This window comes from Pseudomonas sp. E1BtOHC1 (assembly GCF_058744285.1).
In genome coordinates, this window is sequence record NZ_CP196023.1 from 5,014,080 (window position 1) to 5,035,836 (window position 21,757).

General features: G+C 65.4%; 16 protein-coding genes. 8 read left to right on the forward strand and 8 right to left on the reverse strand.

Annotated features, from left to right (window positions below; all coding sequences use genetic code 11):
- Nucleotides 1-17 precede the first annotated feature (17 nt).
- Together ACSSVC_RS22520 and ACSSVC_RS22525 are read right to left on the reverse strand one after the other, a co-directional pair.
- Nucleotides 18-1,322: an NtaA/DmoA family FMN-dependent monooxygenase gene (locus tag ACSSVC_RS22520; protein WP_492611404.1), complete on the reverse strand. Its 1,305-nt coding sequence runs from the start codon at nucleotides 1,320-1,322 to the stop codon at nucleotides 18-20.
- Nucleotides 1,323-1,397: 75 nt separating this feature from the next.
- Nucleotides 1,398-3,491, reverse strand: a complete 2,094-nt coding sequence (locus ACSSVC_RS22525; protein ID WP_430962742.1) for a TonB-dependent receptor — start codon at nucleotides 3,489-3,491, stop codon at nucleotides 1,398-1,400.
- Nucleotides 3,492-3,763: 272 nt separating this feature from the next.
- Between ACSSVC_RS22525 and ACSSVC_RS22530 the strand changes: the two genes are divergently transcribed.
- A complete protein-coding gene (locus ACSSVC_RS22530) occupies nucleotides 3,764-4,549 on the forward strand; it encodes an IclR family transcriptional regulator (protein WP_185073431.1) in 786 nt (261 codons plus the stop codon).
- On the opposite strand, the gene ACSSVC_RS22535 is transcribed toward ACSSVC_RS22530, so the two are convergent.
- Nucleotides 4,538-5,371: an ABC transporter ATP-binding protein gene (locus ACSSVC_RS22535; protein ID WP_346635356.1), complete on the reverse strand. Its 834-nt coding sequence runs from the start codon at nucleotides 5,369-5,371 to the stop codon at nucleotides 4,538-4,540. The two genes, ACSSVC_RS22530 and ACSSVC_RS22535, sit on opposite strands and share 12 nt — an antisense overlap.
- Before the next feature lie 175 nt (nucleotides 5,372-5,546).
- Here ACSSVC_RS22535 and fepB point away from each other — a divergent pair, with 175 nt between their 5' ends.
- From fepB to ACSSVC_RS22550, 3 genes are read left to right on the forward strand one after another with little or no spacing between them, the layout of a single operon-like run.
- On the forward strand, nucleotides 5,547-6,449 hold the full coding sequence (fepB, locus tag ACSSVC_RS22540) for a Fe2+-enterobactin ABC transporter substrate-binding protein (RefSeq protein ID WP_492611405.1): 903 nt from the start codon (nucleotides 5,547-5,549) through the stop codon (nucleotides 6,447-6,449).
- Between the two features lie 3 nt (nucleotides 6,450-6,452).
- Nucleotides 6,453-7,502, forward strand: coding sequence for a FecCD family ABC transporter permease (locus ACSSVC_RS22545; protein WP_346635354.1), 1,050 nt, complete (start codon nucleotides 6,453-6,455; stop codon nucleotides 7,500-7,502).
- On the forward strand, nucleotides 7,499-8,530 hold the full coding sequence (locus ACSSVC_RS22550) for a FecCD family ABC transporter permease (RefSeq protein ID WP_492611406.1): 1,032 nt from the start codon (nucleotides 7,499-7,501) through the stop codon (nucleotides 8,528-8,530). Before ACSSVC_RS22545 ends, ACSSVC_RS22550 begins: the two co-directional genes overlap by 4 nt.
- A 30-nt stretch (nucleotides 8,531-8,560) precedes the next feature.
- Here ACSSVC_RS22550 and ACSSVC_RS22555 read toward each other — a convergent pair whose 3' ends face one another.
- On the reverse strand, nucleotides 8,561-10,180 hold the full coding sequence (locus tag ACSSVC_RS22555; RefSeq protein WP_346635352.1) for a serine hydrolase domain-containing protein: 1,620 nt from the start codon (nucleotides 10,178-10,180) through the stop codon (nucleotides 8,561-8,563).
- A 239-nt stretch (nucleotides 10,181-10,419) separates the two neighbouring features.
- On the opposite strand from ACSSVC_RS22555, the gene ACSSVC_RS22560 reads away from it, so the two are divergent.
- Nucleotides 10,420-11,202 carry an ATP-grasp domain-containing protein gene (locus tag ACSSVC_RS22560; RefSeq protein WP_404937192.1) on the forward strand — a complete coding sequence of 261 codons (783 nt, stop codon included), beginning with the start codon at nucleotides 10,420-10,422 and terminating at the stop codon, nucleotides 11,200-11,202.
- A gap of 7 nt (nucleotides 11,203-11,209) precedes the next feature.
- On the opposite strand, the gene ACSSVC_RS22565 is transcribed toward ACSSVC_RS22560, so the two are convergent.
- From ACSSVC_RS22565 to ACSSVC_RS22575, 3 genes are all read right to left on the reverse strand, one after another.
- On the reverse strand, nucleotides 11,210-11,752 hold the full coding sequence (locus ACSSVC_RS22565) for a TetR/AcrR family transcriptional regulator (RefSeq protein ID WP_346635350.1): 543 nt from the start codon (nucleotides 11,750-11,752) through the stop codon (nucleotides 11,210-11,212).
- Nucleotides 11,745-12,293 (reverse strand): dihydrofolate reductase family protein, encoded by a 549-nt coding sequence (locus ACSSVC_RS22570; RefSeq protein ID WP_346635382.1) that lies wholly within the window; start codon nucleotides 12,291-12,293, stop codon nucleotides 11,745-11,747. Before ACSSVC_RS22570 ends, ACSSVC_RS22565 begins: the two co-directional genes overlap by 8 nt.
- A 114-nt stretch (nucleotides 12,294-12,407) precedes the next feature.
- The gene (locus ACSSVC_RS22575; protein WP_346635349.1) at nucleotides 12,408-13,313 is read right to left on the reverse strand and encodes a LysR family transcriptional regulator; all 906 of its coding nucleotides are present in this window, start codon (nucleotides 13,311-13,313) and stop codon (nucleotides 12,408-12,410) included.
- A 92-nt stretch (nucleotides 13,314-13,405) separates the two neighbouring features.
- Here ACSSVC_RS22575 and ACSSVC_RS22580 point away from each other — a divergent pair, with 92 nt between their 5' ends.
- Entirely contained in the window at nucleotides 13,406-14,359 is a 954-nt protein-coding gene (locus ACSSVC_RS22580; RefSeq protein ID WP_492611407.1) for an SDR family oxidoreductase, read from the forward strand.
- A 7-nt stretch (nucleotides 14,360-14,366) separates the two neighbouring features.
- Here the strand turns inward: ACSSVC_RS22580 and ACSSVC_RS22585 are convergent, their stop codons facing one another.
- The gene (locus tag ACSSVC_RS22585; protein WP_492611408.1) at nucleotides 14,367-17,435 is read right to left on the reverse strand and encodes an autotransporter outer membrane beta-barrel domain-containing protein; all 3,069 of its coding nucleotides are present in this window, start codon (nucleotides 17,433-17,435) and stop codon (nucleotides 14,367-14,369) included.
- Nucleotides 17,436-17,650: 215 nt separating this feature from the next.
- On the opposite strand from ACSSVC_RS22585, the gene ACSSVC_RS22590 reads away from it, so the two are divergent.
- Together ACSSVC_RS22590 and ACSSVC_RS22595 are read left to right on the forward strand one after the other, a co-directional pair.
- On the forward strand, nucleotides 17,651-20,473 hold the full coding sequence (locus ACSSVC_RS22590; RefSeq protein WP_492611409.1) for an ATP-binding protein: 2,823 nt from the start codon (nucleotides 17,651-17,653) through the stop codon (nucleotides 20,471-20,473).
- Entirely contained in the window at nucleotides 20,470-21,750 is a 1,281-nt protein-coding gene (locus ACSSVC_RS22595; RefSeq protein ID WP_346635345.1) for an EAL domain-containing response regulator, read from the forward strand. The genes ACSSVC_RS22590 and ACSSVC_RS22595 overlap by 4 nt, the downstream gene beginning before the upstream one ends.
- The last annotated feature ends 7 nt before the right edge of the window (nucleotides 21,751-21,757 follow it).

Sequence of the window (21,757 nt, forward strand, 5' to 3'; positions counted from 1 at the left end):
GGACGCTCCCCTCTCCATCAGCGCTGTTCAAGGTGCTCCATGAAGGTGCTGCCGCTGTAGGCCTCGCGAAACAGCCCGGCCGCCACCAGTCGCGGTACCACCTGTTCAAGGAAGATATGCATCGAACGGATCGAGCCTCCCGGCGCGGCGATGAAGCCGTCCATGGCACCGGCCTCGGCCCAGTCGACGATCTGTTCGAAGGCATCTTCGGCGGTGCCGATCACTTGCCAGTGGGCGGCGGAAATCACTTCCGGGCGCAGCAGCAATTCATCCAGGCGCAAGGTCTCGCGCTCGATTAGACGCCGCAACAGGTTGGTATGGGTGCGGCTACCGGGGTTGTGCACCGGGGCCGGCAAGTCTGCCGCGCTCACTGGGCGGTCCAGGGGCCAGTCACTGAGGTCCAGGCCGAGCATCTGCTTGATCGAGGCGAATTTGCGTCCGTTGTCCGGACGGCCGTGGGTCTGCATGAACAGCTCTCGAGCCTCTTCCCGGGTCGCGGCCAGATACAGGCTCAGACCGGGCAGCAGGCGAATGTCTTCGGGCTTGCGACCTTGACGCCGGGCCCGCTGGGAGAGATCGCGGCGCAGCTCCAGGGCGGCGTCCTTGTCCGGGGTCGGGGCAAACACCAGATCGGCCACCGAGGCGGCAAAGTCGCGGCCGGTGTCCGAGGCGCCGGCCTGGATCAACGGAATCCGCGCCTTGAACGCCGGCAGGTTGAGCGGACCGCGCACCCGAAAATGCTCACCGTCATGGTCCACCGGATGCACCTTGGCACGGTCGGCGTAACGGCCATGCTCACGGTCCAGCAGCAGCGCGTCGTTGGGGTAGCTGGCCCAGAGGTCATGCACCAGGCGGGTGAACTCCGCCGCCCGGGCATAACGCTGGTCCGCGCTGGGCATGGCCTCCAGGCCGAAGTTCTCGTGGCCCTGCAAGGCGGTGACGATGTTCCAGCCGGCGCGACCGTTGCTCACCCAGTGCAGCGACTGCAACTGGCGCGCCACCACATAGGGCGGGAAAAAGGTGGTGGAGACGGTGGATACCAGGCCGATGTGCGAAGTCTCCCGGGCGATGCACGCCAGCAGCACCGTGGGGTCGAGGCTGGAGAAACCCGAGCCGCTTTCCAGGCCGTCCATATTCAGGCAACTGACGTCGGGGCGGAACACGAAATCCAGGTGTGCGGCCTCGGAGCGCTTGGCGATGTCCACGGCGAAGTCGGCGCTGTAGATACCCTCGATATTGCTGTCGGGCTGGCGCCAGGCATCTCCGCTGAGCCAGGTGGGGGCCAGGGACATGCCGATATGCAGGCGTTTGCGGTTACTCATCTGTTGCCAATCTCCTGTGTACGAATGAACGCCGACCGCGCCTCGGGCAGCAGCCGGCGATGGGTCCTCGGGGCCTCAGAACGCCCCTTTGACGCCGATGCCCAGGGTCCGTGGCTGGGTCATGCTGGCTTCGATGCCGCCAATGCCGCGGTTCTGCTGCATGTACGTGGGCGAGCGGTCGTCGAAGACGTTCTTGACGTAGCCATAGAGCTGCACCTGGTCGTTGAAGCGATAACTCATGCGTGCATCGGTGAGGGTGTAGGGCTTGATCGAATAGCTCGAGGTGTTGGCGACATCCGAGTAGTAACCGTCCAGGTAGCGCACCTGGGCGTTGAGGTTGAGGCGCTCGGTGATGTCCCAGCTGGGGCCGAAGCTCAGGGTGTAGCCCGGCGAACGGGCGAACTCGTTGTGGGCGTAGCCGGCGTTGCTGGAGATTTTGTCGATGCGGGTGCGCAGGGTCCCGGCACTGGCCTTGAGCCGCAGGTTGTCCAGCAGGCGGTAGTCGAAATCCAGTTCCAGGCCATAGGCGTGGGCCTTCTCGGCGTTAATGGTGTAGGACTGCGCCACCCCGGGGGAGATCACCACCGGGATGTTGTACTGGGCGTCCTTGAAGTCCATGTAGAACAGGTTGGTGTTGATCAGCAGGCGGTCATCGAGAAGGCTGGCGCGGCTGAACAGTTCATAGTTCCAGATCGACTCTTCCTTGAAGTAGGCCCATTGCCGGGTGCTCAGGTTCAGCGACACGCCGCCCGGGTTGTAGCCACGGCTGATCAGGCCGCCCAGGGTCCAGTGCGGGGTGGCGGCGTAGGCCAGTGACACCTTGGGCAGAACGGTGGAGAAGGTCTTGTCATAGTTCAGCGCGCCGGGGGCCAGCACCGAGTTGCCGGTACGTTCGATGTGGTCCTGCTGGTAGCGCAGGCCGGTGCTCAGGGTCCAGAGATCGGTGAGGCGGTAATTGACCTCGCCGAAGATCCCCAGGTTGGTCTTGGTGTCGTCGAAGGCCGAGCGGCCCCTCAGGTTCAGGGTTTCGTCGGTGCGGGTGCGGGCGTAGTAGACCCCGCCCATGCCGCTGAGCAGGTCCTCTTTCTCACCGAAAGTCAGGCGCGATTCGTTGGAGGCGTTCTTCTGGTGGATGTCGGCATCGCCCTCGCCCGCCGCGCCGGTGACCCGGTGCACCGATGACAACGAGTATTGGGCCTGGTTGAACAGCTTGAGGCCGTTGCCCAGCTCATAGGAGACATCCAGGATGCTGGTGTTGGTGTCCTGCTGCCAGGAGGGCATGGTGGTGGAGCTGTGTTCCAGCTTGTGGAACGGCGCCGAGGCGGCTTCCTGGGTCGGGCGGTTGCTGTCGTTGTGGGAAAAGGTGAACTTGCTCTCCAGCCCCGGAATGTCCGTAGGCAGCCACAGCAGCTTGGCCCGGGCGTTGAGGTTGCGAAAATCCTGGTCGGTCTTGCCGCCCTGGAATTTCGGGTTGTCGTAGTCGATGAAGGTATCGCGGGCCGAATAGTCCACCGCCAGGCGCCCGGCGAAGTCCTGGGCCAAAGGGCCGGACACGGCAACGGAACTGCGCCGCGAGTGGTAGCTGCCGATTTCAGCCTGGTAGGCCGCCTCGGGGGTGAAGGTCGGATCCTTGGTGTTGACGATGATCGCCCCGGCAATCGCATTGGCCCCTTGGGAGGTGGTCTGCGGGCCGCGAAAAACTTCGATGCTGTCCACATCCCAGACCGAGGTCGCGCCGAAGAACATCTCGTTGTAGTTCAGATAGTGCCCGTCGAGGTTGATGGTGGCCCGGGGCACCGTACCGCCCCAGAACACGTTCTGCCCGTTGTTCGGCCCCTGGGTGTCCTGGCCACGGATGATCGGCGCCCCCACCGAATCGGTGTAGATCACGTTGGGGCTGCCGTTGATGACTTCCGAGACCGACCCATCGCCGGTCCGGGTCTGCTGGATATCGCGGTCGGTGATGATCGACACGGATGACGCCGTGTCCTTCAATTCACGGTCGAGTTTTTCACCGGTCACCACCAGTGCGTCCAATGCCAGGCCGCCCTTCGCCACGACGTGCTCCCGGGCCCGACTGTCTTCAGCCAGGGCCGGCGGGGTCGCCAGCAGGGTGGACAGGGTAAGAACGCCAATACCGTGGCTGAATGTGCGATACGTAAGGGCCATCAAAACTTCCTTCCAAATGAGAATGATCCTCTTTCAGGATTAGGCTATCACGTAGCCATCAAATTCCTCAATACGGAATACATTCTGCAAATTGGAATGACCTTCAGGTTCGGCCCGGGTACATTCGCCCGTCCCTGGCCGACGGCGAAACCGCTATCATGGCCGCCGCTAGTGCCAGCGCCACGCAGGCCGTAGCCTGCGCACCCCACGCGGCCAGACATTGCTGAGGAGACCAGCCGTTGAACACTTCGCACAACCCGTTGGACGACACCCTGGATGCCCCACCGGAAAAACGCTCCGGGGTCATCCAGTCGGTTTCCATTGCCGCGCGCTTTCTCAACACCCTGGCCAATGCCGAGGGCGAGCTGGCCCTGGGGGAAGTGGCCCGGCGTACCGGCACCGGGGGTTCCACCGCCCACCGCTACCTGCAAAGCCTGGTCAAGGAAGGCCTGGCCAAGCAGGACCCGGTCAGCGGCCTCTATGACCTGGGGCCTGCGGCCCTGAGCATCGGCATCGGCGCACTGAAACGCATCGACGCCGTGGACATCGCCGCCCAGCATATGAAGGCCCTGGCCCAGCGGCATGCCGCCAGCGGTGGCGTGGCGATCTGGACCGACCGTGGGCCGACCCTGGTGCGCTGGTATCGCAGTGCCTATTTCTCCATTAACCCCCTGGCCCTGGGGGACATCCTGCCCATCGACAACACCGCCTGCGGGCTGGTGTTCCAGGCCTTTCTGCCCAAGGCCGTCATCGACGCCGCACGCAAGCAGCAGCCGGCACACTTTCGCGGCACCCCGCCCAGCAGCGCGGTACTCGATCAAGTCCGTCAGAAGCATTGGGCCGAGCTCACCAGCCACCTGCTGTCCAACGTCACCGGCCAGGCATCGCCGGTGTTCGACGCCCAGCAGGAAATCGTCTGTGTGATGACCACCGTCACCGACCTGGGGCAACTGCAGGCGCCGGAAGATCGCGAGGCGCTGTTCCACGAAGCCGCTCTGGTCAACCAGGCCACCGGCGGCCAGCGAGTTCCTCAGGAACCGCTCCCTTCACGTCGCTGAGTCGTCACCCAGTGAATCAGGCGCGCCGGATGACGGCGCCTCGACCCGGCCCCTGGGCACCATCAAGGGGGTGCCGCTGACCGGGTCGGTGATGATCATCGAGGCAAGCCCGAACACCTGCTCCACCAACGCCTCGGTGAAGATCGTCGCCGGCGCCCCCTGGGCAACTACGGCCCCGTCCCGCAGCGCAATCAGGTGGCTGGCATAACGGCAGGCCTGGTTCAGGTCATGCAGCACCGCGACGATGGTGCGCCCCTGGCGGTTGAGTTCGGCCAGCAGTTCCAGCAGCTCGATCTGATGGACGATGTCCAGGTAGGTGGTGGGCTCGTCCAGCAGCAGGATCGGGGTTTCCTGGGCCAGCACCATGGCAATCCACACCCGCTGGCGCTGGCCGCCGGACAGTTCGTCCAGCAGTCGCTCGGCCAGCTCGCTGACCCGGGTCGCGGCCATCGCCCGGCGCACGGCCTGCTCATCCTCCAGCGACCATTGGCGCAGGAGCGACTGATGCGGGTAGCGCCCCCGCGCCACCAGATCGGCGACGGTGATGCCGTCCGGCGCCGTGGCGCTTTGCGGCAGCAGGCCCAGGCGCCTGGCCACCTCCCGGGCCGGCAGTTGGCGAATGTCCTTGCCATCGAGCAGCACCTGGCCCCTGGCCGGGGCCAGCAGCCGCGACAGCGCCGCCAGCAGGGTGGATTTGCCACAGGCATTGGGCCCGACGATGACGGTGAACGAGCCATCGGGAATGGCCAGGGAAAGGTCCTGGGAAATGATTCGCGCGTCGTGGCGCAAGGTCACGGCATCCGCGTGCAAACGATGAGTCATGGGCAGGTTTTCCTTGGAGCAGCAGGCGCTTGCAGTATTGCAATTGCGGAATGGATTCTACAATATGGAACACATTGCATGAGAAGCATTATCATATAAGCCCTGCAGTCCAGGCCCTTCAGGCGAAATAGAAGGCGCCCCAGCCGCACTCCACCCACCGCCCAACGGATCGACGATGAACCCACGCCTTACTGTCCGGCTGCTCAGCGCAGCGGTCCTGGCCCTGTCCGCTCACCTTGCCTGGGCCACCCCGACCGCCCCGTCCCGTATCGTCTCCACCAGCCCCAGCGTCAGCGGAATCCTGCTGGCCATGGACGCGCCGCTGGTGGCCAGCGCCGCCACCACGGCCAGTCGCCTCACCGATCAGCAAGGGTTCTTTTCCCAATGGGCCAAGGTGGCCGAACAACGGGGCGTGCAGGTGCTGTACCGCAACCTGCAATTCGATATCGAAGCGGTGATCGCCAGTGACCCCGACCTGGTGGTGGTGTCCGCCACCGGCGCCGACAGCGTCATCGCCCAGCGTGCCGAACTCCAGGCCCAGGGCATCGAGACCCTGGTGGTGGACTACTCGAACCACAGCTGGCAGGACATCGCTACCGAGTTGGGCCAACGCACCGGCCTGGAACCACAGGCCCGGGCCGCCATCCAGCGCTTCGGCCAATACGCCGCCGACACCGCCGCCCACATCACCCCGCCTCCCGGTCCGGTCAGCGTGGTGGGCTACAACATCGCCGGCAGCTATTCCATCGGCCGCCTCAACAGCCCCCAGGCCCGGCTCCTCACCGGCCTGGGCTTCAAGGTGGTAGAGCTGCCCGAGGCGCTGGCAGGGAAAGTCACCCGTGCCTCGGACTTCCAGTTCATTTCCCGGGAGAACCTGCCCGCAGCCATCAGCGGCGACAGCGTGTTCCTGCTCAGCGCCGACGAGAACGACGTGCAGGCGTTTCTCGCCGATCCGGTGCTCGCCAACCTGCCGGCGGTGGTCCACAAGCGGGTCTACGCCCTGGGTCCGAGCTCGTTTCGCATCGACTACTACTCGGGGCGGCAGATGATCGACGCCGTCGCCGGGCACTTTCGTTAAACCATGAGCCTGTCTGCCCAAGGCCGCGGCATACCGCTGCGACTTGCCCGAGGCAACACGCCCCGTACCTGGGGCCTGCTGGCCGGGCTCGCGCTGCTGGTTCTGCTGGCCCTGCTGAGCCTGGCCGTCGGCTCGCGGGCCATTCCCCTGAGCGTGACCTGGGAGGCGCTGCACGCCGCCGACCTGCACAACGACCAGCACCTGATCCTGCGGGAACTGCGCCTGCCGCGCACCTTGATTGCCCTGCTGGCCGGAGCGGCCCTGGGCATGGCCGGCGCGGTGATGCAGGCCGTCACCCGCAACCCCCTGGCCGAACCGGGCCTGCTGGGGATCAATGCCGGTGCGGCCCTGGCGGTGATCATCGGCGTGGCGCTGCTGCACCTGACCAGCATGGCCGAGTACCTGTGGCTGGCGTTCTTCGGGGCCGGGCTGGCCGGCGTCGTGGTGTTTCTCCTGGGCCAGGCCCATGAGACCGGCACCAACCCGGTACGCCTGGTGCTGGCCGGGGCCGGGTTGTCGGTGATGCTCACTTCGCTGACCGGCATCATCGTGCTCAACAGTCCGCCCGAGGTCTTCGACCACTTCCGCCACTGGGCCTCGGGCTCGCTGTCCGGCAGCGGCTTCGCCCTGCTGCATGTTCCGGCCATGGCCATCGCCCTCGGCCTGTGCATCGCCCTGGGCGTCGCCGCCAACCTCAATGCCCTGGCGCTGGGCAAGGACCTGGGGCAGGCCCTGGGGGTGAACCTGCGCCTGACCTGGCTGCTGTCCTGCCTGGCGGTGATGTTGCTGGCCGGCGCGGCCACCGCCGTGGCCGGGCCCATAGGTTTCGTCGGTCTGGTGGCGCCGCACCTGGCGCGAATGCTGGTGGGCCCGGACTATCGCTGGATCCTGCCCTACTCGGCAGTGCTCGCGGCGAGCCTGCTGCTGGGGGCCGACGTACTGGGCCGAGTGCTGGCGGCACCGGAGGAAATCGCCGCCGGGATCATCACCCTGCTGCTGGGCGGCCCGTGCTTCATTGTCCTGGTCAGGCGCTTTCGCCTGAGCCGCCTGTGATGGGCCCTCAAGCCCTGCGTCTGGGCCCCTTGTCCCTGCGCTGGCGGCCACGCACGGTGTTGGTCTGCGGCGTCCTGATCCTCGCCACGCTGCTGCTCTGGGCCCTGTTGCTGGGCACCGGCAGCCTGGCCCTGCCCCCGGATCAGGTGCTGGCCAGTCTCCTGGGTTACGCTCAGGACTCCACTGCCCAGCGGGTGATTCATCGGGTGCGCCTGCCCCGGGCGCTCACCGCCACCCTGGTGGGCGCAGCCCTGGGCATGGCCGGGGCGATCTTCCAGTCGATCTCGCGCAACGCCCTGGGTTCGCCGGACGTGATCGGCTTCACCACTGGTGCTGCCAGCGGCGCCATCGTGCAGATCATGCTGTGGGATTGCGGCCCCCTGGCAACGTCCCTGGCAGCAGTGGGCGCTGGCCTCTGTACTGCGCTGTTAGTGCTGCTCCTGGCGCGCAAGGGCCACAGCAGCGGCGGCTACCGCCTGGTGCTGGTGGGCATTGGCGTGGGCGCCAGTCTGTCCGGCTTGAACAGCATCCTGCTGGTCAGCGGCAACCTCGACCAGGCGATGTTCGCCCAGCTGTGGCTGGCCGGTTCACTGAACACCCGCACCTGGTCCCACGTACTGCCCGCGGCCCTGGGCCTTGCGGCCATTGTGCCCATAGCCCTGTACCACGCCCGGCGCATCAACCTGCTGGAAATGGGCGACGCCACCGCCACCCAACTGGGAATCGCGGTGGAGCGCACCCGGCTGATCATGGTCCTGGCGGCCGTCGGCCTGACCGCCATCGCCACCGCAGCGGCCGGGCCCATCGCCTTTATCGCCCTGGCAGGCCCGCAACTGGCCCGGCGCCTGACCCGTTGCGCCGAAGTGCCGCTGGTGTCGGGGGCGCTGATGGGCGCGGTCCTGTTGCTGACCGCGGATCTGCTCAGCCAGCGCCTGGCCTGGTACGCGAACCTGCCGATCGGCCTGATGACCGGGCTGCTGGGGGGCTTCTACCTGCTGTGGTTGCTGGTGCACAGCCGGCGGATCTGAGGGGTTCGTGGCTCACGGCGGCACTGGCCACTATTGCCCCGTCACCTTCCTGAACCGCAGGTTGCGCGCCACGCTGCTGGTCAACACCTCACCCTCCTCGGCAAAGCTGATCACCCCCAGTTCACCGGCGCGAAAGCGCTCCGTCGTCAGCGGCTGCAAAGGGTAGCTGTGCTGGCCGATACGTACGTAGAGCTTGCCTTGCCGGGGGTAGACCTTGAGCTGTCCGGGGCTGGTTTGCAGCGCGTAGAGGCCGACATAACGACGGATGTCCTCGGGTTTCCAGGCCGGCGCCAGGACATAGGTCGAGGCCGGGTTGTTGCCAACGATCCGTGCCCCCGGTGCCGCCGCCAGATAGATCGGGATGCCATCGTTGTCCGCCGCCATCAGTTGATCGCTCTGGCGAAGCAACGGCAGGACCTCGTGAAAGGTGTCCAGGACAAACCCATCGCCGGTGCGTTGCAGCTGGAACTGATGACCGAGATCATCCAGGTAGGTGCCGGCCACCAAGGTATTCAAGAACGCCTTGGGCAGCGCCTTGATGCTCGGCGGCGGCGCGGGAATGTCCGTGTACCGGGGTAACCAGGACGGGCCCAGCATGACATCCAGCAAGCGGTGCCCGCGCTCCGACGCTTCCCCTTCCGTGCTGTTGCACAGGACTACAGTGGCCACATCCAGCTTCGGGTACCAGGCCACATCGGTGCTGAAACCGGCCCAACTGCCGCTGTGGGACACCTCTTGCAAGCCCCGATAACTGCGGTTGGCCAGGCCCATGCCGTAATAGCCCGGGTCACCGTCGTTGAAGGGCTCGGTCTGGCGCATCTTCTCCACCAGCGCCGTGCCCCCGACCCGCCCCGTGGACAAGTTGCGTAACCACAGCATCAGGTCCGCCACAGTGCTGTGCACCTGACCGTCGCCGGTCTGTTCCCAGCGGGCGTCCACGGCTTCGGGGCCCTTGGACGACTCGCCCTGTTCATAGCCCTGGGCCAGGTTCGGCAACTGCACCGGGTACTGATCGACAATGCTCGAGCGACTCATGCCCAGGGGCTGGAACAGATGGGCTCGACTGTAGTCCTTGAGGGGCATGCCGGCGGCTCGCTCGGCGATGCTCGACAACAGCACATAACCACTGTTGCTGTAGCTGAACTCGCTGCCGGGGGGAAACATCAGAGCGTTCTGCTTGAACAGCAGATCCAGGGCCTGTTGCTGGGTAAAGCGCTGGTTCAGGGCAATCCCCGCCAACTCCGCCAGCAGCATGTAGTCCTGCAGGCCCGAGGTGTGGTGCAGCAGATGACGGATCTGAATGCCCTCGGCATAGGCCGGCAGTTCCGGCACAAAGCGCCGGATCGAGTCATCCAGATCCAGGCGGCCTTGGGCTTCGAGCTCAAGGATGGCAAAACCGGTGAACTGCTTGGACACCGAGGCCAGGTTGAACAGGGTGTCGGCCTGGATCGCCCGGCCGGTGGCCAGGTCGGCAGCGCCGTACCCTGCGCTCCAGATCATTTTGGCGCCGCGCATCACCCCGGCGGCGCAACCGGGCTGGTCCGGCTTGATGTCGTCGAACACCTTGTGAAACGCCGCAGGCGCGGTGGCATGGGCCAGGGGCATCGCGCCCAAGGTGCAGATCAGCAAGGTGGCAAGCATGCAACGCATGGGTTTTTCCTCTGGTCACGTCGATCCTTCAGGCTCCTCGGGAGCCGCCCCAGTATCCCCATGGCAAGCGTTGGAATCTGTCTGCAGTCAGTGATTTTCTGTGAATAAACGTGCACAGATGTGAGACGCGGCGGGCCCAGGAAGAAAGCCTGCACAAATGCCGTTATCATCGACCGCTCGTACGCCATCCTCACCCGCGTCCCTTGACCCGGCCCCCCTTTCACTCGATGGAACCTGCCATGCACCTGCTGTATCCCAGCGACCCGTTCGACCCCAAACGCCCGGACGAGCATTACCTGGACGAATATGAGGCGGTGCTGGCCGCTGGCCTGAACGCCTCGCTGTTCTCTTTCGAGGATTTCGAAAGCGGCCGCTTCAAGGCTTCCCCGGCCCTGCCAGGCGACGAGCCGGTGCTCTACCGCGGCTGGATGCTGACGCCCGAAGGCTACGGCGCACTGCTCGAGCACTTGCACGCCAAGGACGCCAAGGAATTCACCTCCCTGGCCCACTACCGACACTGCCATCACCTGCCAGAGTGGTATCCGCTGCTGGCCCGGTACACCAGCGAGACCCGGGTACTGGCGCCCGACGCCGACTTTATCCAGGCACTGGCAGACCTGAACTGGCCGGGCTATTTCATCAAGGACTACGTCAAGTCACTGAACACCGGCAGCGGCAGCCTGGTGGCTTCGCCGGCAGACATAGCCCCATTGGTAGAGCGCATGCGTCAGTATCGCGGGCAGATCGAGGGAGGCATCTGTGTCCGGCGCCGGGAGGACTACCTGGAGGACAGCGAACGGCGCTACTTCGTGCTCAACGGCAAGGCCCATGCGGCACAAGGCGAGGTGCCGGCACTGGTGAACGAGTGCGCCGCGCTGATCGACAGCCGGTTTTTTTCGCTGGATGTGGTTTTGCGGGCCGACGGCGTGCTGCGTCTGGTGGAACTGGGGGACGGTCAGGTATCGGACCGCAAGGAGTGGTCGGCGCAGCGCTTCGCCGCCATGCTCGGCGCTGCCGACTGAGCACTGCTCAGCGCAGCAAGCGCCGCAACCCCGCCTCAAAAGCACCCTCAAGCCCCGGCGCGCCCTCCCCGGCCAGAGCCAGTGCCAGGGCGTGGCCGTGGGTGTAGTCCACCAGCAGGTCGAACAGCACCGGGTCATCGTCGAGTTGCCGTACGGCATCACGCAGGCGCTCACTGAAGGCAGCCAGGGCGCCATCGAACAGCTGCGGATCGCTGAGCACGCACAGGGTAAGGGCCGGATGTCGACGGACCCGCGCCATGTAATGGCCGAGCAACACCTGGACCCGTTGCAGCGCTGGCAGGTCCTCTTGCGGTTCCGGCAGTGGCACGCCGTGCACCCGCTCCACCAGCAGGCGCATCAGGTTGTGCTGGTCGCCCACGTGATAGGCCACCGACATCGGGGTGATCCCCAACTGTCGCGCCAGGGCCCGGCCGCCGAATCCCTCGGGGCCCAGTTCCTCCAGCAATCTCAGGCCGGCCTGCAGAACCTGATCGAGATTCAGCGAACGACCGGCAGCAGGACGACCGCTACGCTTGGCGCGTTCACTCATCGGGGCGGCTCCCCTCGACGCGATAGCAGGTGCTGACCAACCCATCGGGATACTGCCGCGAGGCGATACAGTGCAGTCGCAGGTCGCCTTCAAGCCCACCAAACAAGGGCCGCCCACTGCCGATCAGCACCGGCACCCGGGTCAGGGTCAGTTCCTGGATCAGCCCCGCCTGCAAAAAGGCCCGGATCACCGCACCGCCATCGATATAGGCCCGTGTCCAGCCTTCGCCCCGCAACTGCGCCACCAACTCCGCGGGCTGCGCGGCGCTGATGCGCAGCTTGTCCCGCAGGTGCTGCGGCACATCCTCAGCCGCAAGGCTGCGGCTCATGACCACCACCGGCTTGTGGAACGGCCAGGACTCGAAACCCAGAACGCTTTCATAGGTCCCGCGCCCCATGACGATGCCATCCACCGAGGCCATGAAAGCCGCGTAGCCATAGTCCTCGCCAGACTCGCCACTGGGCAGCCAGTCGATGGCACCATCGTTGCGAGCGATAAAACCGTCCACCGAAGTGGCGATGAAGACCTTGCCGAATGCCATAGCCATTGCCTTGAGAAAAAACATACGGCGTATGATAAATCACTTTGGGGAGTATCGGACAATCAATAGGCCGCTCGACGGGCGGCACGTCTTGCGCGCAACGCTGCCCTGCCCTCAGTCTGCCCCGGCGTAGGCCACCAACCCCTGCACCAGTGCGGCGAAGGTCACCGCGCAACGGGGGCTGTTGCGCAGGTCCTCATGCATCGCCACCCAGGTCTCCAGCCGCACCGAAAACTCCTGCGCCAGAACCCGTACCAGGCGCGGATCGGCGCTGGCCAGACGGACCTGGCACGCGCCAATGCCAAACCCCGCGCGCAACGCCGCCAGTTGCGCCAGATCGCTGTCGCTGCGCCAGGCGAAACGGGCGCGGGAGAGCAGCGGATACTGCTGTTGCAGACGGCGGATAAAGGCGGTTTCCCGATCGAACCCGATCAAGGCATGCTGCTCCAGCTGCTCCAGGGAAGCCGGCGTGCCCTGGCTCGCCAGATAATCCCGATGGGCATGCAAGCCCACTTCGATGTCCGCCACCCGGCGGACCAACAGCGCCTCCTGGGTCGGGCGAAACATCCGTACCGCGATGTCCGCCTCCCGTTGCAACAAGTCATCCGCACGGTTGGACAGCACCAGTTCGATCACCAGTTGCGGATGCTGCTGACGCAAGGTGGCGAGAATCGGCGGCAACACCTCGACGCCGATGATTTCGCTGGCCGAGATGCGCACGCAGCCCTGCACGCCCGCGCCCTGGCTGCTGGCGACCCGGCGCAACGCCGCGTCTCCCGCCGCCACTTGCAACAGATAAGGCTTGAGCTCCAGAGCCGCTTCGGTGGCGGCATAGCCATCGAAGGAACGGATGAACAATTTCAGGCCCAAGGCCGACTCGAGTTGGTCGATATGCCGCCCGACCGTGGGCTGGGTCAGGCCCATGGCACGGCCGGCAGCAGAGAGTGAGCCGGTCTCCAGGACGGCGAGAAAGCTCCGGTACCAGTCCCAGTTGGGCGGATGGTCAGTCAGGGTATGCATTTATGTATAGAAACCATCAACAAGTGGGCAATTTCCATTTAGCCGAGGATTTCGCACCCTGCAAGCTCTCTTCAACAAAAAGGAAGCCTGTCATGCCACAAATAGCCCTGTTCGGCGCCGTCGGTGCCATCGGCCAAAGCATTGCCAGTGCCCTGCACAGCCAGGGGCAAGCCTATCGTGTGGTGGGCCGCAGCGAGGCCGGCCTGGCCCAGGCCTTCGGCGCCGACCCACTGGCCGAACGCGTCACCTGGGACCCGGACGTGCCCGCGTCGATCGCCGCCGCCGCGGCCGGAATCGACACCCTGATCTATCTGGTAGGGGTCGACTACTGGCAGTTCGAACTGCACCCGCAACTGATGCGCAAGACCCTGGAAGGGGCGATCGCTGCCGGGGTGCGCAAGGTCCTGCTGATCGGCACTGTTTACCCCTACGGCATGGCCCAGACCCATCCGGTGCGCGAAGACCATCCGCGCCAGCCCAACAGCTTCAAGGGGCGCATGCGCAAGGCCCAGGAAGACCTGCTGTTGCAGGCCCATGCCAGTGGCCGTATCCAGGCGGCGGTACTGCGCCTCCCGGACTTCTACGGTCCCTGGGTCGACAAAAGCCTGCTGCACGGCGCCTTTCAGGCGGCGGTTAAGGGCGGCACCGCGAACCTGGTGGGGCCCCTGGATCGCCCCCACGAGTTCGTCTTCGTGCCGGATGTGGGCCCGGTGGTCTGCCGCTTGATCGACCAGCCCGACGCCTTCGGCAGGACCTGGCACCTGGCAGGCGCCGGGGTCACCAGCCAGCGCGACCTGCTGGCCCTGATCCGCCAGCACGGCGGCGCGCCCTTCAAGCAGCGGGTGATCGGCAAGCCCCTGCTGCGCCTGCTGGGGCTGTTCGATCCGCTGCTGCGGGAGATGGTGGAGATGCACTACCTGATCAGCTCGCCGCTGATCCTCGATGACTCGGCCCTGCAAGGCTTGATCGGGCCCATCGCCAAGACGTCCTATGCCGAAGGCGTGCGCCGGACCTTGCAGGCGGCGCACAACGCCCAACAGCCGTGAAGTCGCCTCAGAAGCTCAAGCGGTAACCGACATTGGCCGCCCAGGGCCGGTCGATGTTCGAACCTTCACTCGTCTCGACCTCGGCATACACCTGATGGTTGCGGGTCAGTTCCCCGGTGATTCCGGCACCGGCATACCAGCCGCCACCGCTGCCATCGGGACGGCTGCCGATGCCGTTGGTACGCACCTTGTTCTGCGCCGAAAGATCCTCGATCCAGCCGGCCTTGAGGTAGGGCTGCAGGCGCGTGCCATTGTCCAGCTGCAGGTTGCGGCCAACCCGGGCGCCGCTGCGGACCTGGGTCGACAAGCCATCACCGGGCTCCACTTGCAGTCCATTGTCCAGGCGGTAGTTGTCCGAACGGGCGTAGAGCATGGAGACTTGCACCTGGGGCTCGACGAACCAGCGGTCGCCGAGATCGATCTGTTTGCCGGCCTCCACCGACAGCCCCGCGCCCTTGCTGCGCGCGTGCCCGGAGACCTTGGCGCCGTCGGTGCCCCACACGTCCAGGCGGGTGGACCAGCGGTTCAGAGTCAGTAAGGTATCGGTGTACCAGCCCGAATCATCCAGGTAGGTGGCGTAGCCGCCCAGGTGATAGCTGTCGAGCTTGCCGCTGCCTTCGCGCTTGAAGTCGCGGTCGGTCTGGCTGTATCCGGCGAGCGCACCCACCACGAGTTGACCGCCCTGAGTATCGATCCGCGTATCGATCCCCAGTTGAGTGCCTTGCACCTGCTGGGAAAAGTTGCGCCCCACGCCGTTATCCAGGGACTGCTGCTGACCGAAGCCGCGGACCCACACCCCCTGGCGCTGCGCGCCTTCACGCAGCTCGCCGACCCGCTGCACCAGCGTCGCCCGCTCGGCGTCCCAAGTAGCCCGCAAGCTGGCGATGGCGCTGCTGTTGATGGCCGCGCTGGCACCGGTGGACAGGTTGTCCGGCCCCGGCGTCGGCTGGCTGCGGCCCACATTGACCAGATTCCAGTTGCCCTGGGTATCGGCCCGCAGTCCATAACGGTAGGTCCCGGCGTCCACCATAGCGCCCTGGTTGGCCAGGCTGAACGAACCCGGGCCGCCGGCGCTCTGCACCAGGGTCAGGTGTTGCCCCTCGGCCCCGGGTTCGGACCCGGAGTTGCGGACCAGGATGCTGTTGTCGCCAGTCACCTGGCCACCGACGATCAGGCGGTCGCCCTGCTGCCGCCCCAGGTCGGTGTTCATGATGTAGTGGCCATCGCCCGTCAGGTCGCCGGTCACTTGCAATTGCTTGAAGGCCCCTGCCAGTCCCGGGTCGGCGAATTCCACCACCCCATGGTTGGCCAGGCGACTGAGCACCGAATCACCGCGCAAGGTCCAGGCGCTGCTGTCGTCCAGGGACAGTTGGGTGTCACGCCCGCCCCCCAGGATTGCCCCCTCCAGGCTGGAGTGATCGGCCAGGGACAGCTGCAGGCTGCCGCCGTCCACCCGCACGTCTCCCGACAGATGGGACCTGACCGCCTCCAGGTTCACCGCCTCCGCCAACACCCCACTGGTGCGGTCGGTGATCCACAACGCGGTGCCCGGCTGACCGCCGCTGCGGCCGGTCAGGGTGCTGTCGGTGAAGCGCGTGTTCAAGCCGCCACCGTTGACCAGAATGCCTGCTCCGTCCTGGGTCTGGATGTGGCTGGCGGTGACCTGAACCTCATTCACCACACCGGCGCTGGTGGCGTAACTGACAATGCCGTTGGCGTTGGCGCCGCCGGTGCTCAGGGTCGAACCCTGGAGCAGGGAGTTGGCGTTGTTGCTGATGGCCAGGCCATGGGCCTCTCCACCGGAGGTCAGCACATCGCTGTCGATCGACTGCACACTGGCGCCCCGGCCAGACGCGAACAGGCCATAGCCCAAGTCGCCGTGGGTGACGACGCGACTGTCGTTGAGGGTGATCTTGGCCCCCCCTATCCGCGCCAGGGCGCCCACCGCGCCACGGCCCGACGTCTCGATCAGGGCCCCGCGGACGTTGAACACCGCCCCCGGGCTGTTCGGGGTATCCGCTGATGCGTACAGGGCATGGGAACTGTTGCCCTGGGTGATGACGGCACCGCCGTCCATGGTGAACACACCGGCGCGGTTGTCGACGCCCACCGCCGCAGCCCCCTTGGTTTCCAGACGGGTGTCCTTGGCGTCCACCCGGGTGTTACTCCCCGGCATCCAGATCGCCGTGCCGTAGTCACCCAGGGTGGTGATCTGCACGTTATCCAGATCGGCCGTGGCCAGGTCGGCATTGACGTTGATGCCGTTGCCATTTTGCGAGGTGATCTGACTGTCGCTCACCACCGCAGTGCCACCGGGCACCTGATAGAGCGAACTCAGGGTAATGCCATCGCCCTTGGCGTTGATGGTGCCGTTGCGAAAGGTCAAGGCGGCGCTGGTCACACCAATGCCACGGCCATTGCTGGACGTGACATCGACCCCATTGGCACTGATGGACGAGCCGACGCCTTCAGCGGACATCGCCCCGATGAAGCTTTGGGAGTCAACGCTGACCCGCTCCAGCTCGACGGACGCGCCGTCGGAGGCGCGCACAACGACGGCAGAACCGGTCGAGCTGTTGCTCAGGGCCATGTCCGCAGCCTTGATGCTGGAGCCCTTGCCACTGGCAGACAGCGCCTCGGCCTGGTTGCCGGCGGTGCTGATCGAGCCTCCGGACAACAGCGCCTGGCCGCCGGCGGTGACCGTCACGCCGCGACTCTGGTGACCGCTGGTGGTGATCTGCGCATTGTTCAACGTCAGGCTACTGCCGGCGCCGCTGACCACCGCGCCCGTGGCGAAATCGGAACCACCGGTGGTGATCTTCACATCCGACAAGCTGGCCTGGCCGCCGGCCTCCACTTGCACCCCTACCACCGAACTGCTGGAGCTGCCCGCCGTGACCTTGATCTGGTAGTCACTGCCCTGCAACTGGTTCTGCGCACCACTCACCCGTACCGCCGGGCCGCTGCCGGAATGCTCGACGTTGGCCCCGTCCAGGGTCAGGGATTGCCCACCAGGCGAGGACAGATCGATCGTGTCGTAGTCGGCCGCCACAGCGGACAGGGGGGAAAGTGTCATCAACGACAGCGCCGAACTGACCGCTACGCTTATCGTGTTCTTAACCAGAGTCATAAACTTTCAAGCCTTTGCGTTAAAACACAAGAGGCCCGCATGTTCGAGTCAAGAGACCAACTAACAAATAAGAATCTTCTTAAAGACCGGGCATTAAGAATATTCTGAAGAAGCCAAAAGATAGTTCTATTTACCATGGGCCGATGCACACACAAGCCCACTTGCCACCCGTAACCAGTCACTTTGCCGGGGCCCATATTCCGGTGGTACTGCTACGTCTGTTCATGTACAGCCTGCTGTCCTGCATCCTGATCATTGCGGGCTTTGTGGTGCACTGGTCACTGAATGAAACCCTCTCCAACTATCGACGGCAGATGAATGCCGCGGCATTTAACGCCCAGCAGTTCTTCAATCAGCGAGAGAGCCTGCTAAAGGCCATTTCCTCTTCAGCCGTAGGCACTAGCGAAGAACGCCTTACTTCAGACAGCAGGAACTTTCTCGCAAGTAATAACCAGTTACGCCTATTGCCACTGGGCAATAAGCCCCCAGCATCGAACTGGGCCCTGGTGCTCACTGCGCGTGATTTGGAGGAAGTCGACAGCACCCACAGCCGCCTGCTGTACCTGGCGCCGGAGCAGGACCTGATCCGCACCCTCTACGACCCAGCGGGCGCCCATGCCATCGAGTCGGTCCCCAGGGCCATCGACGACCCCTGGCTCAAGCACCTCGACCAGCGCGCCGCACAGAACCTGCTGTACCAGCACCCCGGGGCCCGAACCCTATGGTCCTGGGCCGCCAGCGGCCGGCAAAAACAGGTGTATCTGCTGCGCCCGGTGGACGAGCGCAACGCCGCCGATGGCTGGCTCGGCCTGGAGCTCAACGACATCGACCTGGCCCTCGATCCCCTGGGGCTGCACCAGGGTAAATACGTGCTCTATGACGCCGCCGGTGCGGTCGTGCTGCACAGCGCCGCCTGGCAGGTCCCCGAGAGCCTGTCGCAATTTCGGGCCGACGAAGACTCCTTCGGCCTGCACCGGTTGCGGGGGCTACCGGACTACATAGTGCTCAACAAGTCGGTGGGCAACGCTGGCTGGCGCCTGGTGTACTACGCACCGGTCAGCCAACTGCTGCAGGACACCTCGGGCCCTCTGTACAGCAGCGCATTGCTGACCCTGCTGCTGTTCGCGGCGATCTTCCTCGGGGCGCGCTACATCCGCCTGCGCCTGGTGGAGCCTGCGATACGCCACTACAGCGCCTTGAACGACAGCGTCTCGCTCAATCGCCGCTTTATCGAGGTGGCACCGGTGGGCCTGTGCCTGATGCGTCGGGACAACGGCCGACTGATCCTTTCCAATGCGGCGGGCCGGTGCTGGCTGGCCTCGACGCCCGAATGGCGCGAGCGAATCCTCGACACACCCCATGATCAGGTGCAAACCATCGACCACGCCCTGGCGGACGGCAGGTTCATCCAGCTGACGTGCGCCCCTACCGGCTACAACGGCGTGGCGGCGGTGCTGTGCTGCATCAGTGACGTCACCGACTTCAAGCTGGCCGAACAGTCGCTGCTGCAGGCCAAAGGTCTGTCGGACCAGGCCAACCGCGAGAAGACCCTGTTTCTGAGCACCCTCAGCCACGAAATCCGCACCCCCATGTACGGCATCCTCGGCTCCCTGGAAATGCTCCGTACCACGGCCCTCAGTCCCGAGCAGAACGACTACCTGGAAGCCACCCAGCAAGCCTCCTCGGTGCTGATGCGAACCATCAACGACACCCTCGACATGTCGTTGATCGAGTCCGGGCGGCTGACCCTCAACTGCGCACCGTTCTCGGCGGTGCGACTGGTGGAAGAGGTCGCCTTCAGCTACTCGGCCAGGGCCCGCAGCAAGGGTCTGCGGCTGTATGTGACTCTGGACCCGGACACGCCGGAGCAGGTCATCGGCGACGGCGGACGCATTCGCCAGATCCTCAACAATCTGGTGAGCAATGCCATCAAGTTCACCGAATCCGGCCAGGTGGTCATGCGCTTGCACTGCGAACTGCCTCCGGGCCAGCCACCCAGGCTGCGCTTCCAGGTGACGGACACCGGACCGGGGATCGATCCGCAGTTTCAGGCCAGCCTGTTCGAACCCTACTATCGGGTGCCCGACTGGCTGGGCCAGAAAGCCTCTGGCACCGGGCTGGGCCTGGCCATCTGCGAACGGCTGGCGTTCATGATGCAAGGCCGGCTCGCAGCCATCAGCGAACCGGGGCTGGGCTCCAGTTTCAGTTTCAGCCTGGACCTGGAGCCGTGCGCCATCGTCAGCGAAGCCGAGGCGCCGCGCCTGGGGGTGATCCCGGTGTACGTGCACGGCGATGTGCGGGAGGTGACCCTCAACCTCTGCCAATGGTTGCGCCGCTGGGGCGCCCTGGCGCTGCCCTACTCCGCGGACCGCAACCCGCAGGCGCGCCAGGCGGTGCTGGTGGAGGCCTTCTTCGGCACCTGCCGGGCCATCAACTGGAGCGGCCCTCGGGTGATCATGCACGCCCCTGGCCTGGGCCCGCCGCAGCCTCAGGCCGGCGACAGCTGGGTGGCCCGCACCTTCAGCCTCGACAGCCTGCGCAACGCCGTGGCCCAGGCCCAGGCCGGGATTGTCAGCGAAGGTCGTTTTGCCTCACCCCAGGCCCTGGCCCCAAACCTGGACCTCAAACTGCTGGCGGTGGATGACAGCCCGCTGTCGCTGCAAGTGCTGTTCCAGCAGGGCCGCTACCTGGGCAACCGGGTGGTGGCCTGCAGCAGCGCCGTCGAAGCCCTGAAACGTGGCGACCTGCTGTCCTTCGATGGGGTCCTCACTGATCTGCAGATGGCACACATGGACGGTCTGTCGTTCGCTCGCACCCTGCGCAAACAGGGCTTTTGCGGCCCCATCATCGGCATTACCGGTGAACTCTCGCCCTTGCTGCGTGGCCGTTGCGAAGCCGCCGGGATCCGTCACCTGCTGATCAAGCCGGTGCCTCTGGACGCCCTTAGCGAAGTGCTTCAATCAATCAAGAGGAAAGTCACGTGAGCCTGCCCAAGCCGCTGCGAGTGCTGGTGCTGGACGATCATCCGCTCCACTGTCTGCAAGTCAGTCAACTGTTGCAGGAAGCCGGGTTCGGCCCCGTGGACACGGCCTTCGACGGGCGCCAGGCGCTGGCCATGCTGCACCGCCAGGTCTACGACCTGGTGCTGCTGGACCTGCACATGCCGGAAATGGATGGCGTGCAGTTCATCCATGCCCTGACCGGCGTTGAGCGGGTACCGATTCTGGCGATCGTGTCCTCCTGCTCCCGCCGACTGATGAACAGCGTCAGCCTGATGGCCAAGGAAAAGGGCCTGGCGGTGCTGGGCACCTTCTCCAAGCCCCTGCAAGCCAGGCATGTCGAGCAAATCAGCGCCATCATCGGGGCCGGCCAGGGCCCTGCCCTGCCACTGCCCCCGGAGCATGAGCCGGTGTTCGAACGCGAAGTCCTGGAACGGGCCATCGCCCGTCGTGAACTGCGCGCACGGTTCCAACCCCGGCGCGCCCTGGACAGTGGCCGGATCGTCGGCGCCGAAGCCCTGGTGCGTTGGCACAATCCGTCCTTCGGCCTGTTGATGCCCGATTCCTTCCTGGCCTCCATCAGCCGCTGCCGGCTGGATCACGCCCTGTTGTTGCTGATGCTCGACGACGCCATCCAGGCGCAACGGCACTGGCAGCGCCTGGGCCATCGCCTCACGGTCTCGGTGAACCTGCCCACCGGCCTGCTGGAGGACCCCGGCCTGCCGGACCAGTTGCAACGCATCACCCTGGCGGCCGGGCTGGCCACCCGCGATATCTGCTTCGAGTTGCTGGAAACCGAGCGGCCGTTGTCCCCCGGCCAGTACCACATGGGCGCCAGCCGCCTGCGCCTGAAAGGTTTCGGCCTGGCCCAGGACGACTTCGGCATGGGCTACAGTTCGATGTACGCGCTGATTTCCACGCCTTTTACCGAACTGAAGATCGATCGCCACTTTGTCCATGGCGCCGCAGCCGATGAGGCCCGGGCCGCGGCCCTGGTGGCGGCGGTGCAACTGGGCCGGCAGTTGGGCCTTGAAGTGGTCGCCGAAGGCGTAGAATCGGCCCGTGACCTGGAGTTTCTACGCTTGATTGGCTGCGACAGCGCCCAGGGTTACCTTATTTCCGCGGCATTGGAGCTGGACGCTTTTACACAACTGCTGGGATGCAGTGTCACACCGCCCTTTTCGCCACCCACCCGGCCTGTCTCTCCCAACCCATGCCAGATATCCCGCTACGACGCATCGCCCAAAACTTCCGACGGCTGAATGTCGT

Bases quoted from the DNA above. Each gene is read 5' to 3' on its own strand.
- ACSSVC_RS22585 (WP_492611408.1), bottom strand. From the start codon at position 17,435: ATGACACTTTCCCCCCTGTCCGCTGTGGCGGCCGACTACGACACGATC.
- ACSSVC_RS22570 (WP_346635382.1), bottom strand. From the start codon at position 12,293: ATGGCATTCGGCAAGGTCTTCATCGCCACTTCGGTGGACGGTTTTATC.
- ACSSVC_RS22545 (WP_346635354.1), top strand. From the start codon at position 6,453: ATGAGCCTGTCTGCCCAAGGCCGCGGCATACCGCTGCGACTTGCCCGA.
- ACSSVC_RS22535 (WP_346635356.1), bottom strand. From the start codon at position 5,371: ATGACTCATCGTTTGCACGCGGATGCCGTGACCTTGCGCCACGACGCG.
- fepB (WP_492611405.1), top strand. From the start codon at position 5,547: ATGAACCCACGCCTTACTGTCCGGCTGCTCAGCGCAGCGGTCCTGGCC.
- ACSSVC_RS22565 (WP_346635350.1), bottom strand. From the start codon at position 11,752: ATGAGTGAACGCGCCAAGCGTAGCGGTCGTCCTGCTGCCGGTCGTTCG.
- ACSSVC_RS22525 (WP_430962742.1), bottom strand. From the start codon at position 3,491: ATGGCCCTTACGTATCGCACATTCAGCCACGGTATTGGCGTTCTTACC.
- ACSSVC_RS22575 (WP_346635349.1), bottom strand. From the start codon at position 13,313: ATGCATACCCTGACTGACCATCCGCCCAACTGGGACTGGTACCGGAGC.
- ACSSVC_RS22560 (WP_404937192.1), top strand. From the start codon at position 10,420: ATGCACCTGCTGTATCCCAGCGACCCGTTCGACCCCAAACGCCCGGAC.
- ACSSVC_RS22555 (WP_346635352.1), bottom strand. From the start codon at position 10,180: ATGCGTTGCATGCTTGCCACCTTGCTGATCTGCACCTTGGGCGCGATG.
- ACSSVC_RS22520 (WP_492611404.1), bottom strand. From the start codon at position 1,322: ATGAGTAACCGCAAACGCCTGCATATCGGCATGTCCCTGGCCCCCACC.
- ACSSVC_RS22580 (WP_492611407.1), top strand. From the start codon at position 13,406: ATGCCACAAATAGCCCTGTTCGGCGCCGTCGGTGCCATCGGCCAAAGC.